Genomic DNA, 17460 nt, shown 5'->3' with positions numbered 1-17460 from the left:
AGTGGCTTCATCTTCTTCACAAGTATAATTGAACTGTCCCAATGGAATGCGATTGTGGAACCGGTCTTGCCCACACGTATTCCACTCACGGTTGAGGAACCTTCGGTGATGAAGCTGTTCTCAACAGAGGTCCGGTTATCGTGTCCAGGTCTCCTCAAAGACAGTTTGTTCGTCCAAGGTTACCGTAGTTGAGATCTGTGTACTATCTCGAGATGTTCGGCACGTCACCCAAGCATGGGCGCGCTGATTTCTGTGGCTGATAGTCATCTCAGTCTCCGAATAGACGAACATCGAGGATGGGTCGTTCGCTTCCACGCTTGCCCGGATGTCCTGGTTGAAGGTCATCGACTCGGCGTGCGGGAGTTCTACTTTCTTCCCCGAATACGTGTGGACCGACGCTGTGTCGTTAATGTGTTCCCGCGTGGTTTCCCACATACTCCGTTCGGGAGTGACGTACTGCGAATCGACTGGTAGAACAGACGTATCGGGTTGACCCATGTCGAGCGTTTCGTCGAACGCTACTTTGCTCTCATGAACTCGTCCCGGAAGGGTAAGAAGGGAGGGGCGTTTCGGATCGGAATGGAGCCGGAAAGTACCCTGTTTTCGGGTGGGGAGTGCGACTGGGAAGTGTGCTCCGCTGATTGCAAGTCGAATCTTGTGACCTTCTTCGAACACGTGAGACTTCGGCTTAAGATAAAGCTGGATGTCGAATTCCTCACCCGGTGTCACTTCCTGGCGAGAGTCGTGTCCGAATCGATGACTGGCGCGGAGGCGGCGATGCGTGATGAGCATCGCATCGCCATTCGGTGAAACATCGACGATACGGACAGAGACCAGTGGATCCGGAATCGAAGACATCAATCGAAGATCGACAGTACCGTTCCCCGTGAGTTCCACTGCGTCGTCAAGTGAGTCAGTCTCGAAACAGAGGGACCGGACGTCGTCTCCGTTTGTGTCAGCAGGAACTGCGAACTCGTCCTGAGAGTACATTCCCACAGTGTGGTCATGTTCGTACTCGATTTCTACACTGCCAGAGGTGAACTCATCCGTATGTTGGAGTCCCGAAGGAGTCACCGCGAATGTCAGCGCGTCAACGTTGTCGTCCGTAGCCTTTGGCCACGTTTCGGTCGCTCGCCAAACTCCACGATCAATCTTCCCCCCCCCGTCCCGCTCCGTCCAGAAGGTGATAGTTGGATGGGACAGGGCGTCGTTCTCTTCGTTCTTCAGGAAGTAGTCGAACCACTCTAAGAGTTGTGGACGAAACTCAATCGCTGTTTCCCGCCCGCGATGAGGGAGCGTGTGACGCCACGGTCCCAGAATTGCTCGTTTTGGTGCATCAATCTTCGATACGTAATCCAATGTGTCCCTTGGCGCGATATCGCGCCATCCACTCACTGCAAAAGTAGGAACTTCGATACGACTGACGTCGATCCCCGTCCCCTTCCAATACTCATCTTCGTATTCGTGATCCAACGCTTGGAAAAGCCAAGGAGTCCCCTCAAGTCGTTCTTGGAGGTGCTCCTTCCAGACCTCTTCCCACCGCCCGTCGTCATCGCGGTTACTCGACGGAAGTGCTTGCAGTGCCTGCATCTGCGGATTCCAATGGCCACCCCGCCCCCACGCATCGAGGAGCCCACCGTGCCTTTCATTGAATCCTCCCGTAGAGGTGTACATCGGTGCGATTGCCTCGAGACCGTCTGGTCGCGCTGCGGCCGTACTGAGACATGTCATCCCCGGATATGACTTTCCAAACATTCCGATCCGGCCAGTGGTCCACTCCTGGTCCGCTAACCACTCAACGATGGCTTTCCCTTCCCGTCCTTCCGTGCTTGAGTCGAATGGCCGTTCTTTTCTACCACTAGACGCCCCAGTTCCAACTAGATCGGCCGTGATAACATTATATCCATTCATCGCAAGGAACTCTATCGTCGGCGCATATGCCCCGTAGGTTAGATAATCGTCCTTGCGATACGGATAATACAATAAGAGTGCGGGAAGCTCATCACCGTAACCTACCGGTTCGTATCTGGTGGCAGAGACTGTTTCTTGTCCAACCGGTATCCGAAGGTTGTTGTGGACTTTCAATTCTGAGTGCCGAAGTTCTGGCTTTGACGCCATAGATGACTATCGACGAGTAGTGTTGATAAAACTATGTTCGCCCAAATAGCTTCCTCGAAACTCAAATCGGCTGTTGAGCGGTGGCTTCCCTTGCAAAACAAATTTTTGGCTCTGTAGTTTCGCTAGACGTGAAGCCGACGACTCCGTTATCTGGGTAGAAAGCGAAGAGACAGATTGGTGTGAGATCCGAAATCCGTCTCTTCACGCGTGTTACGGTGGCTAAGGCTAAGTCAGTTGTCGCTAATCCGGACGAACCCGCCGACCCCGAAGGGGGTGGCGGGTTCGCTGAATGGGCGATGCTCACCGTGCATGCACTCCGCATCGAGCTGGGCAAATCCTACCGCGTCGCGGTAGATTTGCTCTCAGAAATGCCCGGCGTCCTTGAGGAGATCGGACTCACCAGACTTCCACACTACACGGTGCTTCGCACGTGGTTTGAGCGGATTCCGACCAAGACGTGGCGCGCGTTTCTCGGCGCATCAGCCGAGAAACGCACCGGCCACGCTGCTATCGATTCGACTGGCTTTGACCGTGATCAGCCCAGCCGCCACTACGCTAACCGCACGAACTACCGCGTTCGAGCGCTGAAAGTCACTGCACTCGTGGATGTCGAGACGCTGTACATCACCGACATCCACTCGACGACCTCCAAGAAACACGATGCGAAGATCGGCCCGCAGGTCGCCCGGCGCAACGCTGGCGACCTGCGGAGCCTCACTGCTGATCGCGGCTACGACGCGAAGGCCTTCCGCGACGAACTCCGCAAAAACGGCATCAGACCGCTGATTAAACATCGGATCATGAATCCACTCGATCACGCCCACAACGCCCGCATGGACGGTGATCGGTACCATCAGCGTTCAATGTCTAAAATCGTCTTCTCGTCGATCAAGCGCACGCTCGGCTCCGTCGTGCATGCGCGAAGTTGGTAGCTAGAGCTCCGCGAGATGCTGCTGAAAGCCACCGTCTACAACCTTCGTCGGAGCGTCCGATATCTGTGAAATCCGCCGCGGTGTACCGAAACTACAGAGCCAAATTTTTTAAACGGCGCTTTACTGTAGCTGTAGAAAACTTTAAGTACTACTACGATGACACCTGGTCACATGCCACAAAAAGGCAAAGAGGATATGGTCAGCAAGCGACTAGACATTTCAGTGAAAGATCTCGAAGGTCCAGTCATCGATCGCAGGACGACGATGAAACTTCTTGGGGCAGCCGGTGTTGGCGGTCTTTCCGGCTGTTTGGGCAGCGATGATGGCAGTGATGGCAGTGATGGCAGTGATGGCAGTGATGGCAGTGATGGCAGGAGTGGTGAACGGTACGGGGGTCGACTACAGGCTGCTTGGAACGTTGCCCAACTCGACAATCTTGATCCCCACCGAGCAGAACTCACCCAATTCAAGTTTATATTTGGGAATTATTTTAGTGGATTGACTGAGGTAGCAGATGACTTCACGCTACAGGGTGATCTTGCGAGCGATTGGACAGTGGAGGATGGCGGACAGACCATCATATTCGATCTTGTCGAAAACGCTACTTTCCATAACGGAGACGAAGTCACTGCTGAGGATATTCAGTACTCACTGAATCGCGTTGTGGAGTCTGACGTGTCAGTCCACGGTGATAAGCTGTCAGTCTTGAGCACACCAATCGAAGGTGAAGGCGTTGTTGTCGAGGACGATTACCGACTACGCCTGAACCTCGAACAGCCGTTCGCTCCCATTTTCATGAATCTGACGCCTAACGTGGCACCTTCAGGTGCTATCGTTAGTCAAAGTGCTATTGATGAAATGGGCGAAAGTGAGTACAATTTGCAGCCCGTGGGTTCTGGCCCGTTCAAAATCGTTGGACACGAACTGGGGACCGAACTTAGCGCAGATGCTCACACCGAATATCACCAGACTGACTCTGACGGGAACCCACTTCCGTATCTGGATGGATTAGATGTAATGCCGCTGCAAGAGCCACAGTCACGGGTAAGCGCGATTCAGACAGGTGAGGTCGACTATGTAAGTCTCATTCCCGCTGCACAAGCCGATCAACTTGAGGAGTCTCCCGAGGTCGAACTTGAGAGCCGTCTCGGGCCGAATTTCGGTGGTCTGGGGTTCAATAACGAGGCGGAACCGTTTACGGACGAACGCGTCCGTATGGCTGCAGCGAAAGCTATCGACAACGAGCTCTACGTTGAGGAAACATTCCTTGGATATGGCGCGGCCGACACCTCTATCTACAATCCAGTAATTGATTGGGTGTACCGGGAGGAGTACGGGGAGGCGGATGATCAGAAGCCTGAAGATCAGCTGTACGATCCTGAAGGAGCCCAAGAACTCGCCGAGGAGGCCGGAGCGATGGATCTCGAGGTGACCATGACGGTTGCCCAGCCAGAACTACGTGGCGCTCGTGTAATGCGAAATATGCTCCAGGAAACTCTCGGTTGGGAAATCGAACTAGATCAGCTCGACTTCCCGACGCTTTTCGAACGTGCTGCCAACGGTAATTTTGTCTTCATGCCTTGGGGAAACAGTACTGTTCCGGAGCCTGACCTTACTGTTTCTTCAGACTTTGGGCCGTTAGGTGAAGCTGCACAGAATTGGTGGAACTACTATCCCGATGATCATGCAGAGTTGGTTCAACAGCAGCGTCAGGAACTTGATCAGGAGGCTCGTAAAGAGATGCTCTGGGAGATCGAAGACAAACTCATCGAGCGCGCCGTGTGGGCCTTCATTGAGCACCAAGTGGCTCTCTCTGTCCGCCGACCGGCGATGAAAAATTACTTCCATCACGGACCCATTAAGCGCTTCCGGAGTGTATACCTAGAAGAGTAGCCCGATAGACGAAAGTAAATAACAGAATTCAAAACATTCAATGTCGCTCCAAAGTTATATCGCAAAACGGATCGCTCATTCGTTATTCATAATGTGGTTAGCAGCTACAGTTATTTTCTTCGGGCTTCGGGCGATTCCAGGTGGTCCCGCTGCAGCGATCTTAGGAACGCAAGCAACTCAGGCAAATGTCAATGCGGTTCGTCATCAGTTAGGTCTCGACCGTCCAATATGGATTCAATACGCCGAATACCTTCAGGGATTGGTTCAATTCGATTTAGGACAAAGCCTTAGGACAGGCCAAGAGGTTTCGATAATCCTTAGTCAAGCGATGCCGAAGACTGCCGCAATTGGTACAGTAGGTGTCCTCGCAGGTTTTCTCATCGCGATACCAGTAGGGATTTTCAGCGCGACACACAGGGACGAGACAAGCGATAAGGTCGCCACGGTACTCACGTTCCTTAGTCTGTCACTCCCGCCGTTCTTCCTTGGAATCGTTCTCATGGTGGTGTTCAGCGTCAAGCTCGGAATACTCCCCGTGTTTGGATACACCCCATTAAGTGAGGGGGTAGTTCCTTGGTTGAAGAGCATCATCCTACCGGGGTTGGCCGTGGGGCTCCCATATGCAGCTGTCGTTATGCGTATGATGCGCTCGTCGCTCCTAGAGGTATTGGATCAACAATACATGACTATGGCGCGTGCAAAAGGCGTTCCGAGACAGATTCGATTTTACAAGCACGCTCTCCAAAACGCGTTGATACCTGTGATCACGGTTGCCGGGATCAACTTGGCAATGATTATTGGCGGTGTCGTCACTGTAGAAATCGTGTTTGGAATAAAAGGAATGGGCAGGGTCGTAGTACAGTCGATCATCAATCGGGATTACACGGTTACCCAGGGCGGGATGCTAGTACTTGCTGGGGGTTTTATCATGATCAACCTGTTTGTTGACCTCACGTACTCCGTGATCGATCCCAGAATCCGATACGGGGAGGAAAATTCATGACCGATACCGATACGCAAATGGACGGGTCCTCGAACTATCCATCCGGAGAGGACAATGGCCGTGACGATACCATGCCAGAGTACGAGACGATGAGAGAAAGACTGTTAAAGGAGCTGTTAGGAAACAAGCTGCGACTCCTCAGCGCAATTGTCGTCGTTCTCATGATAGGAACAGCGATCTTTGCTCCATACATCGCCCCGCATGACGAGGACGATACGTTCGAATTGATGCAGGAGCCAGGCTCGTACTCCGAAGGTGATTTTAACAATGACGGTCAACAAGAGAGGGTATTTCACGCACTCGGTACGAACTCCTACGGTAACGATATCCTCACGAGAGTGATTTATGGTGCACAAATCTCCATGCTAGTTGCCCTCTCAACGATAGCGATCTCATTCACGATCGGCACGGCTATTGGATTGTATGCTGGATTCCGTGGCGGATGGGTAGACAACTTGCTGATGAGATACATCGATTTCCAATGGGCGTTTCCCGAACTAGTCCTGGCGCTTGGAGTTATTGCCTTCTTCGGTGGCTTGGGCGTGGTAAACGTCGTGATCGCCGTTTCGTTAGCGTTCGTAGATGACTTCGCACGGCTGGTTAGAGGTGAAGCTCTTTGGATTCGAGAGGAGGAATATGTGTTAGCCGCTCATGTTCTGGGCCTTTCCGACAGACGAATCATGTTGCGTGAGATGCTTCCAAACGCCATGGGGCCCCTCATTGTCCAGGCAACAGTCATGATTCCACTGGCAATCATCGCGGAGGCGGGCCTTTCGTTCCTCGGCCTCGGGGTAAAACCGACGACGCCAACGTGGGGACTACTGATCGCCGATGGTAGAGGGTATATCACCACCCACTGGTGGATTAGTGTTATGCCGGGCCTTGCAATCATGATAACGGTGCTGGCGTTCAACCTCCTTGGAGACGGGCTGAGAGACGCCCTCGACGTCAAGGACCAAGAGGTGAGCCAATGAGCGTCCTCGAAATAGAGGAACTCCGGACTCATTTCGACACGGATCGTGGCGTCGTCAAAGCGGTAGATGGTGTTGACTTGACCATCGAACCAGGAGAGATTGTGGGAATCGCTGGTGAAAGTGGAAGTGGCAAAAGCGTTCTTGCAAAGAGCATTATGGGGCTCATCGACCCTCCCGGCGAGATTCGTCAGGGGGACATTCGACTGCACGGCGAGTCTTTGATGGCGAAGTCTGAAAAGGAGTTGAGAGAAATTCGTGGAAAATCCGTCTCTATCATCTTCCAGAATCCCATGAGTACCCTCAATCCGACGCTGACGGTCGGAGAACAGATTGCAGAGACCATCCGATTCAACAGTGACGGCGGCGAGTCCATATCTCTCTCTGCCGAGATGAAGCGGAAGATTCTGGGATCGGTGAAGACCAGCGAATCCTGGAGACGAGCGATCGAGATGCTGGAAAGTGTGAGGATTCCCGAACCATCGAGTAGGGTTTCGAACTTTCCCCATCAGTTCAGTGGGGGGATGAGACAGCGAGCGTTGATCGCGATGGCTCTATCTTGTGAACCCGACTTGATCATCGCCGACGAACCAACGACCGCCCTTGACGTCACCATCGAGGCACAGATTCTAGCAGAGCTCCAATCCCTCAGAGAAGCGTTCGACACGTCGATTCTTCTCATCACCCATGACCTCGCTGTCATTTCAGAGATGTGTGACACTGTGAATATCATGTATGCTGGAGAAATTGTGGAAAAAGCACCTGCCGACAGATTGTTCCAGAGCCCGCAGCACCCTTACACTCAAGCCCTTCTCAGTAGCATGCCCTCAATCGACGAACCTAGGGCGGATCTCGAACCGATTTCGGGCAGCGTGCCTGATTTAATCGACATCCAGCAGGCGTGTCACTTCGCTCCTCGGTGTTCGGAAGCGAAACCGGAGTGTTTCGAAATAGACCCCGAGTTCCGCACCGTTGGTGATCCCACTCATACGGCGGCATGTCTCCGTCGAGGAGAGGAGGAGAAACAATGAATTCGGACCTCAACCGGGGAGGCCAAATCTCAGACCCCCCTCTACTGAAGGTGGAAGGTCTCACGAAGCACTTCATTCAGTCTGATGGGTTACTGGACAGATTTCTCGGAAACGCTGAAACGGTGCACGCGTTAGACAACGTCGATCTGGAAATCAATAAGGGGGAGACATTCGGTGTTGTTGGAGAAAGCGGATGCGGAAAAAGCACTCTTGCCCGAACGTTGATTGGGATTCACGATGCAACCGAAGGACAAATCAAGTATTCGGACAGAGATGCCACTGATCTTTCAGGGAAACAGCTCAAGGAATATCGGAAAGACGTCCAAATGATCTTCCAAGACCCGCTCTCGTCTCTCAATCCTCGGCAGTCAGTTGGCACCATACTGAAAGCTCCGATGGAAGCTCACGATATTGGAGATAGCGATGAAGAACGTATGAAGAGGGCGAAGGATCAACTACGACGTGTTGGTCTCGAACCCAACCATGTAGCACGCTACCCCCACCAGTTTAGTGGTGGACAGCAACAGCGAATCGCTATTGCACGAGCATTAACTCTAGAGCCGAAGTTACTGATTGCTGATGAGCCAGTAAGTGCACTCGACGTTAGCGTACAAGCGCAAATTCTTGAACTCCTCCAGGGACTCCAAGATGAACTAGAATTGACCATCCTGTTTATCGCCCACGACCTCAGTGTCATCCGGTATATCGCGGATCGGGTAGCAGTGATGTACCTAGGAGAAATCATGGAGTTAGCACCCACTTCGAAACTCTTTGAAGAGCCCAAGCACCCTTATACGAAAGCTCTCCTTTCCGCAGTCCCGCGCATCAATCGAGATGTTCGGGAAGAAAGAGATCGGACAATCCTTCGTGGCGCGGTTCCATCGCCGATTGATCCGCCGTCCGGCTGCAGGTTCCACACACGGTGCCCCGAAATTATTCCGCCCGAGAAATGGAGTGGTACCCAGGAAGAATTTAAGGCTGGATTCGACCTGCGAACTCGGATCCACAATGAGGAGATAGATCCCAAAGCGATCCGTACACGACTGGAAGCAAAGAATGAAAATGTTACTGAGAAGGATATTAAGGAGCAGATCCTCCGTGAGTCTCTCCCGATACAGGTAGGAGCATATCCCAAGGAGATACAGGACCAATTTTATCGGTGCGCCAGTCACGTCATCGACGGTGATTGGAGCGAAGCACAGTCACTCATTCAAGATACCTTTACCTCCCCTTGCCAGCAAAAGCCGGAACGTGTCGAGCCGAGTCCGAAGCATACCGTCGCATGTTTACGAGTGGAACAGAATCCCCCCGCTGGGAGGACGGACAGTTCCTTGGTTACGGACAGAAACTCGTAGACGAGGATGATTCGTTAGGATTCCTCCGATGCCGGATAGATTGCTAGTTACAGGAACCCGCGTGGTGATTTGTGCCGGTTCCATCACATTAATTGGCTAGGAGGTGATTGTAGGTATCGCCAATGGCAAGAGAGCCGAGCGTCTATGAAGAGCGTATAGAAAACGTCCGGAAGGAATTAAAAAGGCAGGGTGGAAAGGCGTTAATTCTTCCCCCGGGTGATGATCAATTCTACTTGGCCGGGAATCCTGAGTTGCAAATCCAACCACGTCATACTTTTTTTGTCCTCCCGAGCGACGGGGATCCGTTCCTCTTCATGTCCAGTAATAATGAACGGAATATTCGGGAACTGACACCGATTGAGGATATTGTGATCTGGGATGATGACGACGATCCCGTCGAAGCACTTATGGATGCTCTTTCCTCACTAGGCCTCACTTCAGAGGATACGGTCTTCATAGATGAACAGATGTGGGCATTATTTGTTGACGACCTGCACAAGATACTCGATGCGGAGATCGAGCTCGCAGACGACATCGTGATGCAACAGCGTATCCAGAAGGATCAATATGAGATAGACGCGATCGAGCGAGCTTGTGAGATCGTCGACGAGGTGAGTGAAGAAATCCGCGGACTTGACGCTGTCGGAATGACGGAGAATGAACTCGTCGCAGAGATTCAGTATCGGATGCAGGAGAAGGGAGGAGACTCCGGTCTCGCCTCATTTCCGGTTGCCGTCGCGAGTGGACCGAACGGCGCGAAACCGTCCTACTATCCCGCTCGGGATCTCGGACGTCGCGAGATAAGGCCAAACGAGCCCGTTGTGCTTGATTTCGGTGCGAGCGTCAACGGATACCTCAGCGACCAGGCGAGAGTCGTCGTCTACGAAGGTGAACCCCCAGAGCCCTTCAAGGAGGCATATGAGGTCGTCCTTGAGGCCCAACAGGCCGCGGTAGAGGCAATTGAGCCGGGTGTGGTCGCGAGTGAGATAGACGAGGTGGCTCGGTCGATAATCGAGGACGCCGGTTACGGGGAGCAATTCCTCCACGTGACCGGTCATGGAGTCGGACTGGGCGTCCACGAGCCGCCATTTTTGATGTCTGGTCAGTACATTGGAGAGGGGAACGCGATCGAACTTCAGCCCGGCATGGTTGTCACCGTCGAACCGGCGATCTATTCGGATGACTGGGGGATCCGAATTGAGGACGATGTCCTGGTAGAAGAGGGCGGTAGCAGACGGTTGACGGACTCGGACCACGGATGGAAATCGTTGGACTAGTGCTCCCCAAAAATAATAGACCGTGATCGAGTTCGGAGGATGATAGAGATAGATGTCTCGATCGCGGATGTCGGAATTCGTTCGACTTAGGGATGGCACACCCGGTTGCCTATGGGTGACGAGTTTCTCTCTCGAGACGGCGACGGCACGCGTCAATCTTCCGTGGATCGGGGCGTTGCGAGTGTTTGGTTTACCATACGGTGCTCTACTCGAAGACTGAAAGGTAGACCCAGATGGCACTACTGCCAACTGCACACACACAAAGCCCGACGAGTGACCAAGAGTAGCCCACTTGGCCTGAGACTATTCCCACGAGAAACGGCCCCGTACTCCCTATTAATAGGTATATCGACCTCGCAGCGCCGTAATCCCCACCGAGATTTCCCTCCGTGAGAATACCGATCAGGTACGCGGCCACCACCGGCCAGTAGCTTGCCAGTCCTACGCCCAGAACAACGAGGCCGATTCCGAAAGTAAGCACACCGCTCGAAAAGAAAACCAACCCGATCCCAACCGCAGTTAGGGCGGTGGAAGTTACGGCGACTATCTGGTACTGAATCCGATCGCCGATGACGCCCGCTAGGGGATTCGCGAAGAGTCCGATAACGAACAGGGAACCGAACGCGAGGGTGGCAGTCATTTCCGTAAAGCCTTTTTCAACCTGTAATATTGTAGGGAGGAATCCCAGCACACCCTGCCAAGTCAGGGAAAACATCGACGACGCGACGATGATCAACCGGAGTCGAGGAGTTTTCAGAATTCGGTTACTCACGCCTACGACCCCCAGATTCACTGGTTTGAGGACGTATCCGCCTCGGATGGTCGTGTGGGTAAATACGACCATTACCAGCGAAAAGACGATGATCGGAAAGAATACGAACTGCCATGATGTGATCGGTAACACGAGCAGCACAATGACTGTAGAAAGTATGCCACCGAAGCTCGCGGCTGCCACGTTCAGTCCGAGCATCTGTCCGCGTTTCTCGGTGAATGCGTCGGAGATCTGTGCTGCTGCTGCGGCAGGATAGAGCCCCACGGCCACGCCCACAATCGTTATGCCGAATAGAAACACCAGATAGGTCGGAGAGTAAAGCAAGACGGTACACCCGAAGACTATGCCTACGAACGTGAATTGAAACACCGTCTTCCGAGTCAACCGATCCGAAAGCCGTCCGCCGGGATACTGAAACAGGGCTCCGAGTGCCCCAAGGAGGGACAGGGCAATCCCGGCCAATCCCGGTGAGATGGAAAAGTCCTCGATCAGGGTCGGGAGGAGTGGCGAAAGAATAAGCCTAATCAGCTCTCTGAGCAACGTTCCGCAGGCGACCACCAGAAGTAACCGTGATTTGTACACCCGAAAGATACACAAAAGATTACATATAGAATTCACACGGTAGCTCATAAAAAAACAGGACATGATATCCAACTATTTGAGCGATAATAAACGTTATTTTCACTATAATTCATGATAGTAATCTGGTCGTCGGTACTGATTGTGGACACAAGCGCCCGGTCGTTACGCCCCCAATTACTTCCCAGTCGTCATCCTATCGAAGAGGCTGACGACCACACTCGAGTTTAGCGGACCGTAATGTTCGATGGAGTGTTCAAACGTGTCCCAACAGGAAGATTAAATATGCTTCCCCATGAGCGACAATTGTGACATTTAGCATCTGCGTTAGAGAACGCTACGAGAACAGTGACGGCGTGGATCACATTCGATTCGGGACTGGAATTACGACTCGAGTCGCCAACATCGGCATGAAGTCTCCCTATGTCACCGAGAATGCGGCCGTCTGCGCACAGGCGGGGGGCATCGATTCCTCATTTTCGATTCCGAACATAGAACTTCGAAAAAAGGTAGCCGAATACGTCGAAGATGGCGTTTCAATCGAAGACGCCATTCCCGCCCTTCTCAAAGTGGACGATCAGAAGTCGATCCGGCAGACACACGGAGTCGACGCGGAAGGCAGTTTTGCACATACAGGTGACGAGGCGAGCGACTGGGCGGGCCATGTTGTCGGAGATGGATTCACCGTTGCGGGAAACGTCCTTGCCGGAGCAGAAGTCGTACAGTCTGTCGCGGAGGAGTACCGGGAGAAGAACTCGGAGGATCCCCTCCCGAAACGATTGATAGACGCTCTCGAAGCGGGATATGATGCCGGCGGTGACAAGCGGACGGATCTCCCGGTTCACAGCGTGGCAATCCGCATCCGATCTTCCGAGCGAATCGCGCCCGTCCCCTTCGATCACGACTTCCGCGTGGACGCGACGAAACAGCCGTTCGACGACATACGGGAAGTGTACGATCTCGCCATGGATAGTTACAAGGACATAGGGATGGGCCATTACACCGATCGATGACAAATCGGCATACTCACCTCGCCGGCGCTCGGAATGGACCGACCAGGTGCGGTCTAGGATTTATCCGACAGACGGAGTTCGTTCACTTCGATGACAACGTGGCTGGCCACGAACACCGAGGTGTCGTATGACCGGGACAGATGCGGTAGAACGGCGTGTAGACGAACGATTTGACGGCTACTTAGAATCCCTGTTCAGCCTCCTGTCGACGCCGTCCGTGAGTGCAACCGGAGAGGGCATGGAGGAGTGTCCGGAGCTGGTCGCAGATCTCTGTTCTACGTACGGTTTCGACGACTCGAGGGTCGTCGACACTGACGGATATCCTGCGGTCATCTCGCGGGCCTACGTTGATCACGTTGCAGAAAATGAGTTTCCGACGTTGCTCATATACGGTCATTACGACGTTCAGCCGGTGGATCCGGACGAGTGGCAATCTCCTCCGTTCGTTCCGACGGTCAGGACGGATGCGAGCGGAGACGAGCGTATCTACGCTCGCGGTGCGGGTGACAACAAGGGTCAGTTTTTTGCCCATGTCTGTGCTGTCGACGCCCTCCGTGCGGAGGGCGGCATTCCGCTGAACATCACGCTTTTGCTTGAAGGAGAGGAGGAAAGCGGTAGTCAGAACCTCCAAGCGGCGGTGAGGGAGAACGGAGAGATACTTGAGGCGGACTTGGTATTCAACGCTGACGGACCGATGGAACGAAACGATCATCCCGAGGTAAATCTCGGAACTAGAGGGCTTCTATACTTCGAAATAACTGCAGAAGGGCCGGATCGTGATCTGCATTCCGGAAACTTCGGCGGCCCGGTCCCGAATCCACTCTGGGCTATCGTTGATCTGTTGAATTCCATGAAAGGAGAGGACGGATCCATCACTGTGGACGGATTCTACGACGACGTAGCCGACCTAACAGCGGAGGACTATGGAGCCCTTGAGGACATTCCCTTCGAGGACGAATCGCTCCTCGAGGCGACCAACAGTGACGGATTGGCTGATGGACCCGGTAACTCTTACTACGAAAAACTCATGTTCCATCCATCGGTGAGTATTGCTGGAATTCACGGGGGCTACGCCGGAGAACGCGCGAAGACGGCTATTCCGGCGACTGCAACAGCGAAACTCGACCTTCGGTTGGTCGAGAACCAGGATCCGGGTGATATCTACGGGCTATTCGAAGACCACGTCGAGACGCACGCGTCCGATAAGTTCTCCTGGAAGATGTTGAAAATCGGAAGCGTGAATCCCCTTCGAATCTCGTTGGATGCACCGTTCCGTGAACCGGTTGTGAACGCGGTGACCGACGTTTGGGGACAGAAACCGATCGTGAAGCCCTCTGCGGGCGGCGCTGGGCCGTACCATGTCTTCTACGAGGAGCTTGGTTTGCCGTACATCGCTGTTCCCTACGCTAATTTCGACGAACAGAACCATTCACCGAACGAAAACCTGAAGGTGAGCCACTTCGAGAGCGGGATTCGATGCTCGATACGGATCTTCCGTAATCTCGGTGCCACGTTGTAACGAGTTAGTATGGTCGCGAATGAGTTCGTTGGCCACCTTGCGGAGAAAAGCGACGACGATCGAGTCCTCAAAGACGCCCGATCGGCGTCCTATTCATCTATTTATTGCTTTTCTTTATAGTACAAGCATTTGCTCATCTCGATAGACCGTAACATCAATTCTGCTAGCGAGGCAAGCGTCGTTCAACGATAGACAAGCAGCCAGCTCAGGTCCTTATTCCACCCGTTCGCGATGGCACAACCTTGCAAGGTCGAAATTCAATCTATGACAAAGGAACCGATTGATGTACTCGACGACCTAGCCGACCAGGTCGCCGATGAGTTCGAGGCGTACAGACAGCCAGACAAGTTCAAGGATGTCTCGCTCGTGATTGAGAACAGCGACAAGGAGCGTCCGACGCTGATCGTCCACGTCGATAGAGCGGGTGCGGAGTCCCTTGCCGACCGTATTGATGAGTTCCTCCGCGAGCATGGTGCTCGTACTGAACGGGAACGACACTCAGCTACGGACGTCCGTGTGTTAGCGACGGTCGACTGACATCGCCTCTCCAATTGTTTGACCGACTGCAAACACCCCTGAAGAGGACAGTATCTTTGGCTTCCGATCAACGAGGTCCCGACCGCTTCAGCTCAGTTGGTCAATCTGTGCAGACAGATACTCTTGAAGAGCGGTGACCGTTTCTTCTGAGACAGCGGAGGCTCCAAAGTCACTCCGATACCCGTGCTTGAGTTCATCGCTCTCTATAATCTCCAGTCCACGCTTAAGTTGCTCCTGTAGCGCATCGTCGTCCCTTCGTCGCAGGTGGGGCGTGACAGCGTCGAGATCGATTTCTTCGGCGACTGCCAGGACATCTCGAAGGTCTGTTTCGCGGCCGCTGTGGATCTTTGCCGCCACGAGGACGGCCCCATCGATGACTCTGGCTGTCGTCGTCACTGTGCCCCCGCTCACCTCCTGTTGGTGGCTGTGGTCGTACAGGTAGTCGAACGACCACTGTGCCTCCGTCTGGCGACACCCGAGTCCGTTCACCAGGAGATCGAAGCCGATCGGCTGCTGCGACGTGAGCCGCTTCTCGTACTCGATTACTTCGGTGTCGTAGAACCATTCTTTGGCGTGGCTGTCCGTTTCTTCGAAGCCCCGCCGTTCGAGGAACTCGACGAAGTCAGCTTTGGAATCCGGCGCGACGACGATATCGAGGTCGTGGAGAAGCGAGCATTGAACGCTGAGACAGCGTAACCACCGACAAGGACGTACTCATGGCCCTCTTGGGTGAGATCTTCGAGCAGTTCGATGAGCGCGTCACTTCGGTTGTTGAAGCTCATGGCTGCGCCCGTTCGGTCTCTCGATACGTGACGTCGAGGTCGAGGTCCTCGTACATCCGGTCGAGCATCGCCAGCGCCGACTGGAACTGGGCGTAGTTCTCGCGCATGTACTCGATCGTCTCTGCTCTCGGTATCACCGGGTACCCCTCGACGTATTCGAGGTCGAGTGACGGGCGTGGCTCGAGGACCATCTGTAGCGGTCCGTCCAACTCGTCTCGAGGCTGTCGCTCGAATGCGGTGGGGAGGTCGAACGACTCGAAAAATGTCTCCCAGGCGTCGACGTCCTGCTCACGAACAGCGAGGAACAATGGATAGTCGTCGGGCTCGCGACCGACCTGGTAGCCGCCCTGAGTCCACACGTAGACGGCGTCGATCCGCGTGAACGCGAACGGCCAGTCACCGAACTGTGGGATGACGTAGGCCTCTTCGATGGAGGGCGGACTGACGCCGGCGCTGGCAGCGACGAGCTCGCGGGCTGCGTCGCGTACGCACTCGTCGACGACAGTGAGGCCGTCGTCATAGGAAACGTAGCCTGCGTCTTCCAGCCGATTGACGGCCTGTCTCACTGTCTCGTAGGGCGTGTGGAGGTGTTGGGCGACACGGCGGATAGAGTCACCACTCTCGATGGCGAGGATAGTCTGTACCGCCGTGTCGTCGAGAACCTCGTGCATCTGGTAATTACCAATAATCAGGTAACAGTTAAAAGTCTTACTCGACTGGCCAGGAAGCACGATCTCTCCATTCGTCTCGAAGGTAGTCCTGATTCTCGCTGAAAACACGCGGAACGACTATAACGAATTCAACGAGCAAAACGAACGGAACGAGAAAAACGAATGTATTGAACGTATTCTGAGAAACGAACTGGTAGAGGATGAACTGGCTGCCCTGTACTCGATGTACAAAACGAGAAAAACGAACGTAACGAACACAACGGGGTAAACGAAGGAAAATGACCGACACCAACACTGCATGAATCACCGTGGCGAATCAGAAGGGAGGTGCCGGGAAGACGACTGACGTCATTCACACAGGCAGGGCGCTAGCTGCCCGGGGCTACGACGTCCTCCTGGTCGACATCGACTATCACGGAGGACTCACCTGCTCACTCGCCTACAACGATATGTACTACGATACCGACCGTACAACGGTGTTCGACGTCCTCGACTTCGACCAGATGAAATCGGGAACGACATCATCGTCGAGCACGAGGAATTCGACAGCCTCCCCGCGAGCGAGAAGCTTGCGAACAACAAAACATCCAGACGTTGCTTGAGGCGCCGAAGAGTCGAGAACGACTGAAGATGACTCTCAACGAACTCGATTGGGACTACGAGGCTCTGTTGAAATCCGATTCTTCAGACACATTCTCGTCTGAAACTGGTGGTCGCTGAAGAGTACGTGTTGGCTACAAACGTTTGTCGGAACTACCAATGTTTTTCGTTACTTCGACTGTATTTTCGTCGATTTGAACGTGATATTCGGCAATTCTGAGAGTAATGGAGACGGCGGTTTTACTCCGAACAAGGGTGTTCAGAGAGTCAGAGTCGAGACACGCATCGAGTGGAGGATTGAGGACAGATACCGGGTCAGTCAAATCATCCTGTTCGAATGCAGCAATTGTTTCGATGAGAGCCACCGAAGGCTCAACGCTATCCCAATCATATTCTCGTCCCACGTA

General features: G+C 53.6%; 13 protein-coding genes and 4 pseudogenes. 12 read left to right on the top strand and 5 right to left on the bottom strand.

From position 1 onward, the window contains the following. Positions 1 to 135: 135 nt before the first annotated feature. The gene (locus ACFQEY_RS06905) at positions 136 to 2118 is read right to left on the bottom strand and encodes a CocE/NonD family hydrolase (RefSeq protein ID WP_379766284.1); all 1983 of its coding nucleotides are present in this window, start codon (positions 2116 to 2118) and stop codon (positions 136 to 138) included. A 179-nt stretch (positions 2119 to 2297) separates the two neighbouring features. Between ACFQEY_RS06905 and ACFQEY_RS06900 the strand changes: the two are divergent. The 8 genes and pseudogenes from ACFQEY_RS06900 to ACFQEY_RS06865 all read left to right on the top strand — a co-directional run bounded on the left by ACFQEY_RS06900 (position 2298) and on the right by ACFQEY_RS06865 (position 10580). Beyond that, positions 2298 to 3119 (top strand): annotated as a pseudogene (locus ACFQEY_RS06900) (IS5 family transposase). 102 nt (positions 3120 to 3221) lie between these two features. After that, positions 3222 to 4943, top strand: coding sequence for an ABC transporter substrate-binding protein (locus tag ACFQEY_RS06895; protein WP_379766281.1), 1722 nt, complete (start codon positions 3222 to 3224; stop codon positions 4941 to 4943). 40 nt (positions 4944 to 4983) lie between these two features. Continuing rightward, a pseudogene (locus ACFQEY_RS06890) lies at positions 4984 to 5199 on the top strand (glutathione ABC transporter permease GsiC); the annotation flags it as partial. A 72-nt stretch (positions 5200 to 5271) separates the two neighbouring features. Then, positions 5272 to 5946, top strand: coding sequence for an ABC transporter permease (locus tag ACFQEY_RS06885; RefSeq protein WP_379766635.1), 675 nt, complete (start codon positions 5272 to 5274; stop codon positions 5944 to 5946). After that, positions 5943 to 6920: an ABC transporter permease gene (locus tag ACFQEY_RS06880; RefSeq protein WP_379766278.1), complete on the top strand. Its 978-nt coding sequence runs from the start codon at positions 5943 to 5945 to the stop codon at positions 6918 to 6920. The genes ACFQEY_RS06885 and ACFQEY_RS06880 overlap by 4 nt, the downstream gene beginning before the upstream one ends. Beyond that, positions 6917 to 7948 (top strand): ABC transporter ATP-binding protein, encoded by a 1032-nt coding sequence (locus tag ACFQEY_RS06875; RefSeq protein WP_379766275.1) that lies wholly within the window; start codon positions 6917 to 6919, stop codon positions 7946 to 7948. The genes ACFQEY_RS06880 and ACFQEY_RS06875 overlap by 4 nt, the downstream gene beginning before the upstream one ends. After that, on the top strand, positions 7945 to 9303 hold the full coding sequence (locus tag ACFQEY_RS06870; RefSeq protein WP_379766272.1) for an ABC transporter ATP-binding protein: 1359 nt from the start codon (positions 7945 to 7947) through the stop codon (positions 9301 to 9303). The genes ACFQEY_RS06875 and ACFQEY_RS06870 overlap by 4 nt, the downstream gene beginning before the upstream one ends. A gap of 122 nt (positions 9304 to 9425) precedes the next feature. Further along, a complete protein-coding gene (locus ACFQEY_RS06865) occupies positions 9426 to 10580 on the top strand; it encodes a M24 family metallopeptidase (RefSeq protein WP_379766269.1) in 1155 nt (384 codons plus the stop codon). Between the two features lie 205 nt (positions 10581 to 10785). Here ACFQEY_RS06865 and ACFQEY_RS06860 read toward each other — a convergent pair whose 3' ends face one another. Then, complete coding sequence (locus ACFQEY_RS06860) at positions 10786 to 11934, bottom strand: MFS transporter (protein ID WP_379766266.1); 1149 nt, start codon at positions 11932 to 11934, stop codon at positions 10786 to 10788. Positions 11935 to 12239: 305 nt separating this feature from the next. On the opposite strand from ACFQEY_RS06860, the gene ACFQEY_RS06855 reads away from it, so the two are divergent. From ACFQEY_RS06855 to ACFQEY_RS06845, 3 genes are all read left to right on the top strand, one after another. Then, positions 12240 to 12944, top strand: coding sequence for a DUF1028 domain-containing protein (locus tag ACFQEY_RS06855; protein ID WP_379766263.1), 705 nt, complete (start codon positions 12240 to 12242; stop codon positions 12942 to 12944). A gap of 127 nt (positions 12945 to 13071) precedes the next feature. Beyond that, positions 13072 to 14463, top strand: coding sequence for a M20/M25/M40 family metallo-hydrolase (locus ACFQEY_RS06850; RefSeq protein WP_379766260.1), 1392 nt, complete (start codon positions 13072 to 13074; stop codon positions 14461 to 14463). 264 nt (positions 14464 to 14727) lie between these two features. Further along, a complete protein-coding gene (locus tag ACFQEY_RS06845; protein WP_379766257.1) occupies positions 14728 to 15000 on the top strand; it encodes a hypothetical protein in 273 nt (90 codons plus the stop codon). Positions 15001 to 15087: 87 nt separating this feature from the next. On the opposite strand, the pseudogene ACFQEY_RS06840 reads toward ACFQEY_RS06845, so the two are convergent. Then, positions 15088 to 15782: pseudogene (locus tag ACFQEY_RS06840) on the bottom strand (hypothetical protein). Next, positions 15779 to 16453 carry an RNA polymerase subunit sigma-70 gene (locus ACFQEY_RS06835; protein ID WP_379766254.1) on the bottom strand — a complete coding sequence of 225 codons (675 nt, stop codon included), beginning with the start codon at positions 16451 to 16453 and terminating at the stop codon, positions 15779 to 15781. The pseudogene ACFQEY_RS06840 and the gene ACFQEY_RS06835 overlap by 4 nt, the downstream one beginning before the upstream one ends. Before the next feature lie 302 nt (positions 16454 to 16755). Between ACFQEY_RS06835 and ACFQEY_RS06830 the strand changes: the two are divergent. Beyond that, positions 16756 to 17125, top strand: a pseudogene (locus ACFQEY_RS06830) (ParA family protein); the annotation flags it as partial. Between the two features lie 62 nt (positions 17126 to 17187). On the opposite strand, the gene ACFQEY_RS06825 reads toward ACFQEY_RS06830, so the two are convergent. Continuing rightward, positions 17188 to 17457 carry a HalOD1 output domain-containing protein gene (locus tag ACFQEY_RS06825; RefSeq protein WP_379766251.1) on the bottom strand — a complete coding sequence of 90 codons (270 nt, stop codon included), beginning with the start codon at positions 17455 to 17457 and terminating at the stop codon, positions 17188 to 17190. Between the last annotated feature and the right edge of the window lie 3 nt (positions 17458 to 17460).

The organism is Halorubrum trueperi (genome assembly GCF_042662525.1).
In the GTDB taxonomy this organism is placed as follows: domain Archaea; phylum Halobacteriota; class Halobacteria; order Halobacteriales; family Haloferacaceae; genus Halorubrum; species Halorubrum trueperi.
The sequence above is the reverse complement of the archived record's forward strand: the minus strand, read 5'-3'. Positions and strand labels throughout refer to the sequence as shown.

Excerpts from the sequence above, each read along its gene's own strand:
- ACFQEY_RS06905 (WP_379766284.1), bottom strand. The coding sequence starts at position 2,118 with ATGGCGTCAAAGCCAGAACTTCGGCACTCAGAATTGAAAGTCCACAAC.
- ACFQEY_RS06895 (WP_379766281.1), top strand. The coding sequence starts at position 3,222 with ATGCCACAAAAAGGCAAAGAGGATATGGTCAGCAAGCGACTAGACATT.
- ACFQEY_RS06885 (WP_379766635.1), top strand. The coding sequence starts at position 5,272 with ATGCCGAAGACTGCCGCAATTGGTACAGTAGGTGTCCTCGCAGGTTTT.
- ACFQEY_RS06880 (WP_379766278.1), top strand. The coding sequence starts at position 5,943 with ATGACCGATACCGATACGCAAATGGACGGGTCCTCGAACTATCCATCC.
- ACFQEY_RS06875 (WP_379766275.1), top strand. The coding sequence starts at position 6,917 with ATGAGCGTCCTCGAAATAGAGGAACTCCGGACTCATTTCGACACGGAT.
- ACFQEY_RS06870 (WP_379766272.1), top strand. The coding sequence starts at position 7,945 with ATGAATTCGGACCTCAACCGGGGAGGCCAAATCTCAGACCCCCCTCTA.
- ACFQEY_RS06865 (WP_379766269.1), top strand. The coding sequence starts at position 9,426 with ATGGCAAGAGAGCCGAGCGTCTATGAAGAGCGTATAGAAAACGTCCGG.
- ACFQEY_RS06850 (WP_379766260.1), top strand. The coding sequence starts at position 13,072 with ATGACCGGGACAGATGCGGTAGAACGGCGTGTAGACGAACGATTTGAC.
- ACFQEY_RS06845 (WP_379766257.1), top strand. The coding sequence starts at position 14,728 with ATGACAAAGGAACCGATTGATGTACTCGACGACCTAGCCGACCAGGTC.
- ACFQEY_RS06835 (WP_379766254.1), bottom strand. The coding sequence starts at position 16,453 with ATGCACGAGGTTCTCGACGACACGGCGGTACAGACTATCCTCGCCATC.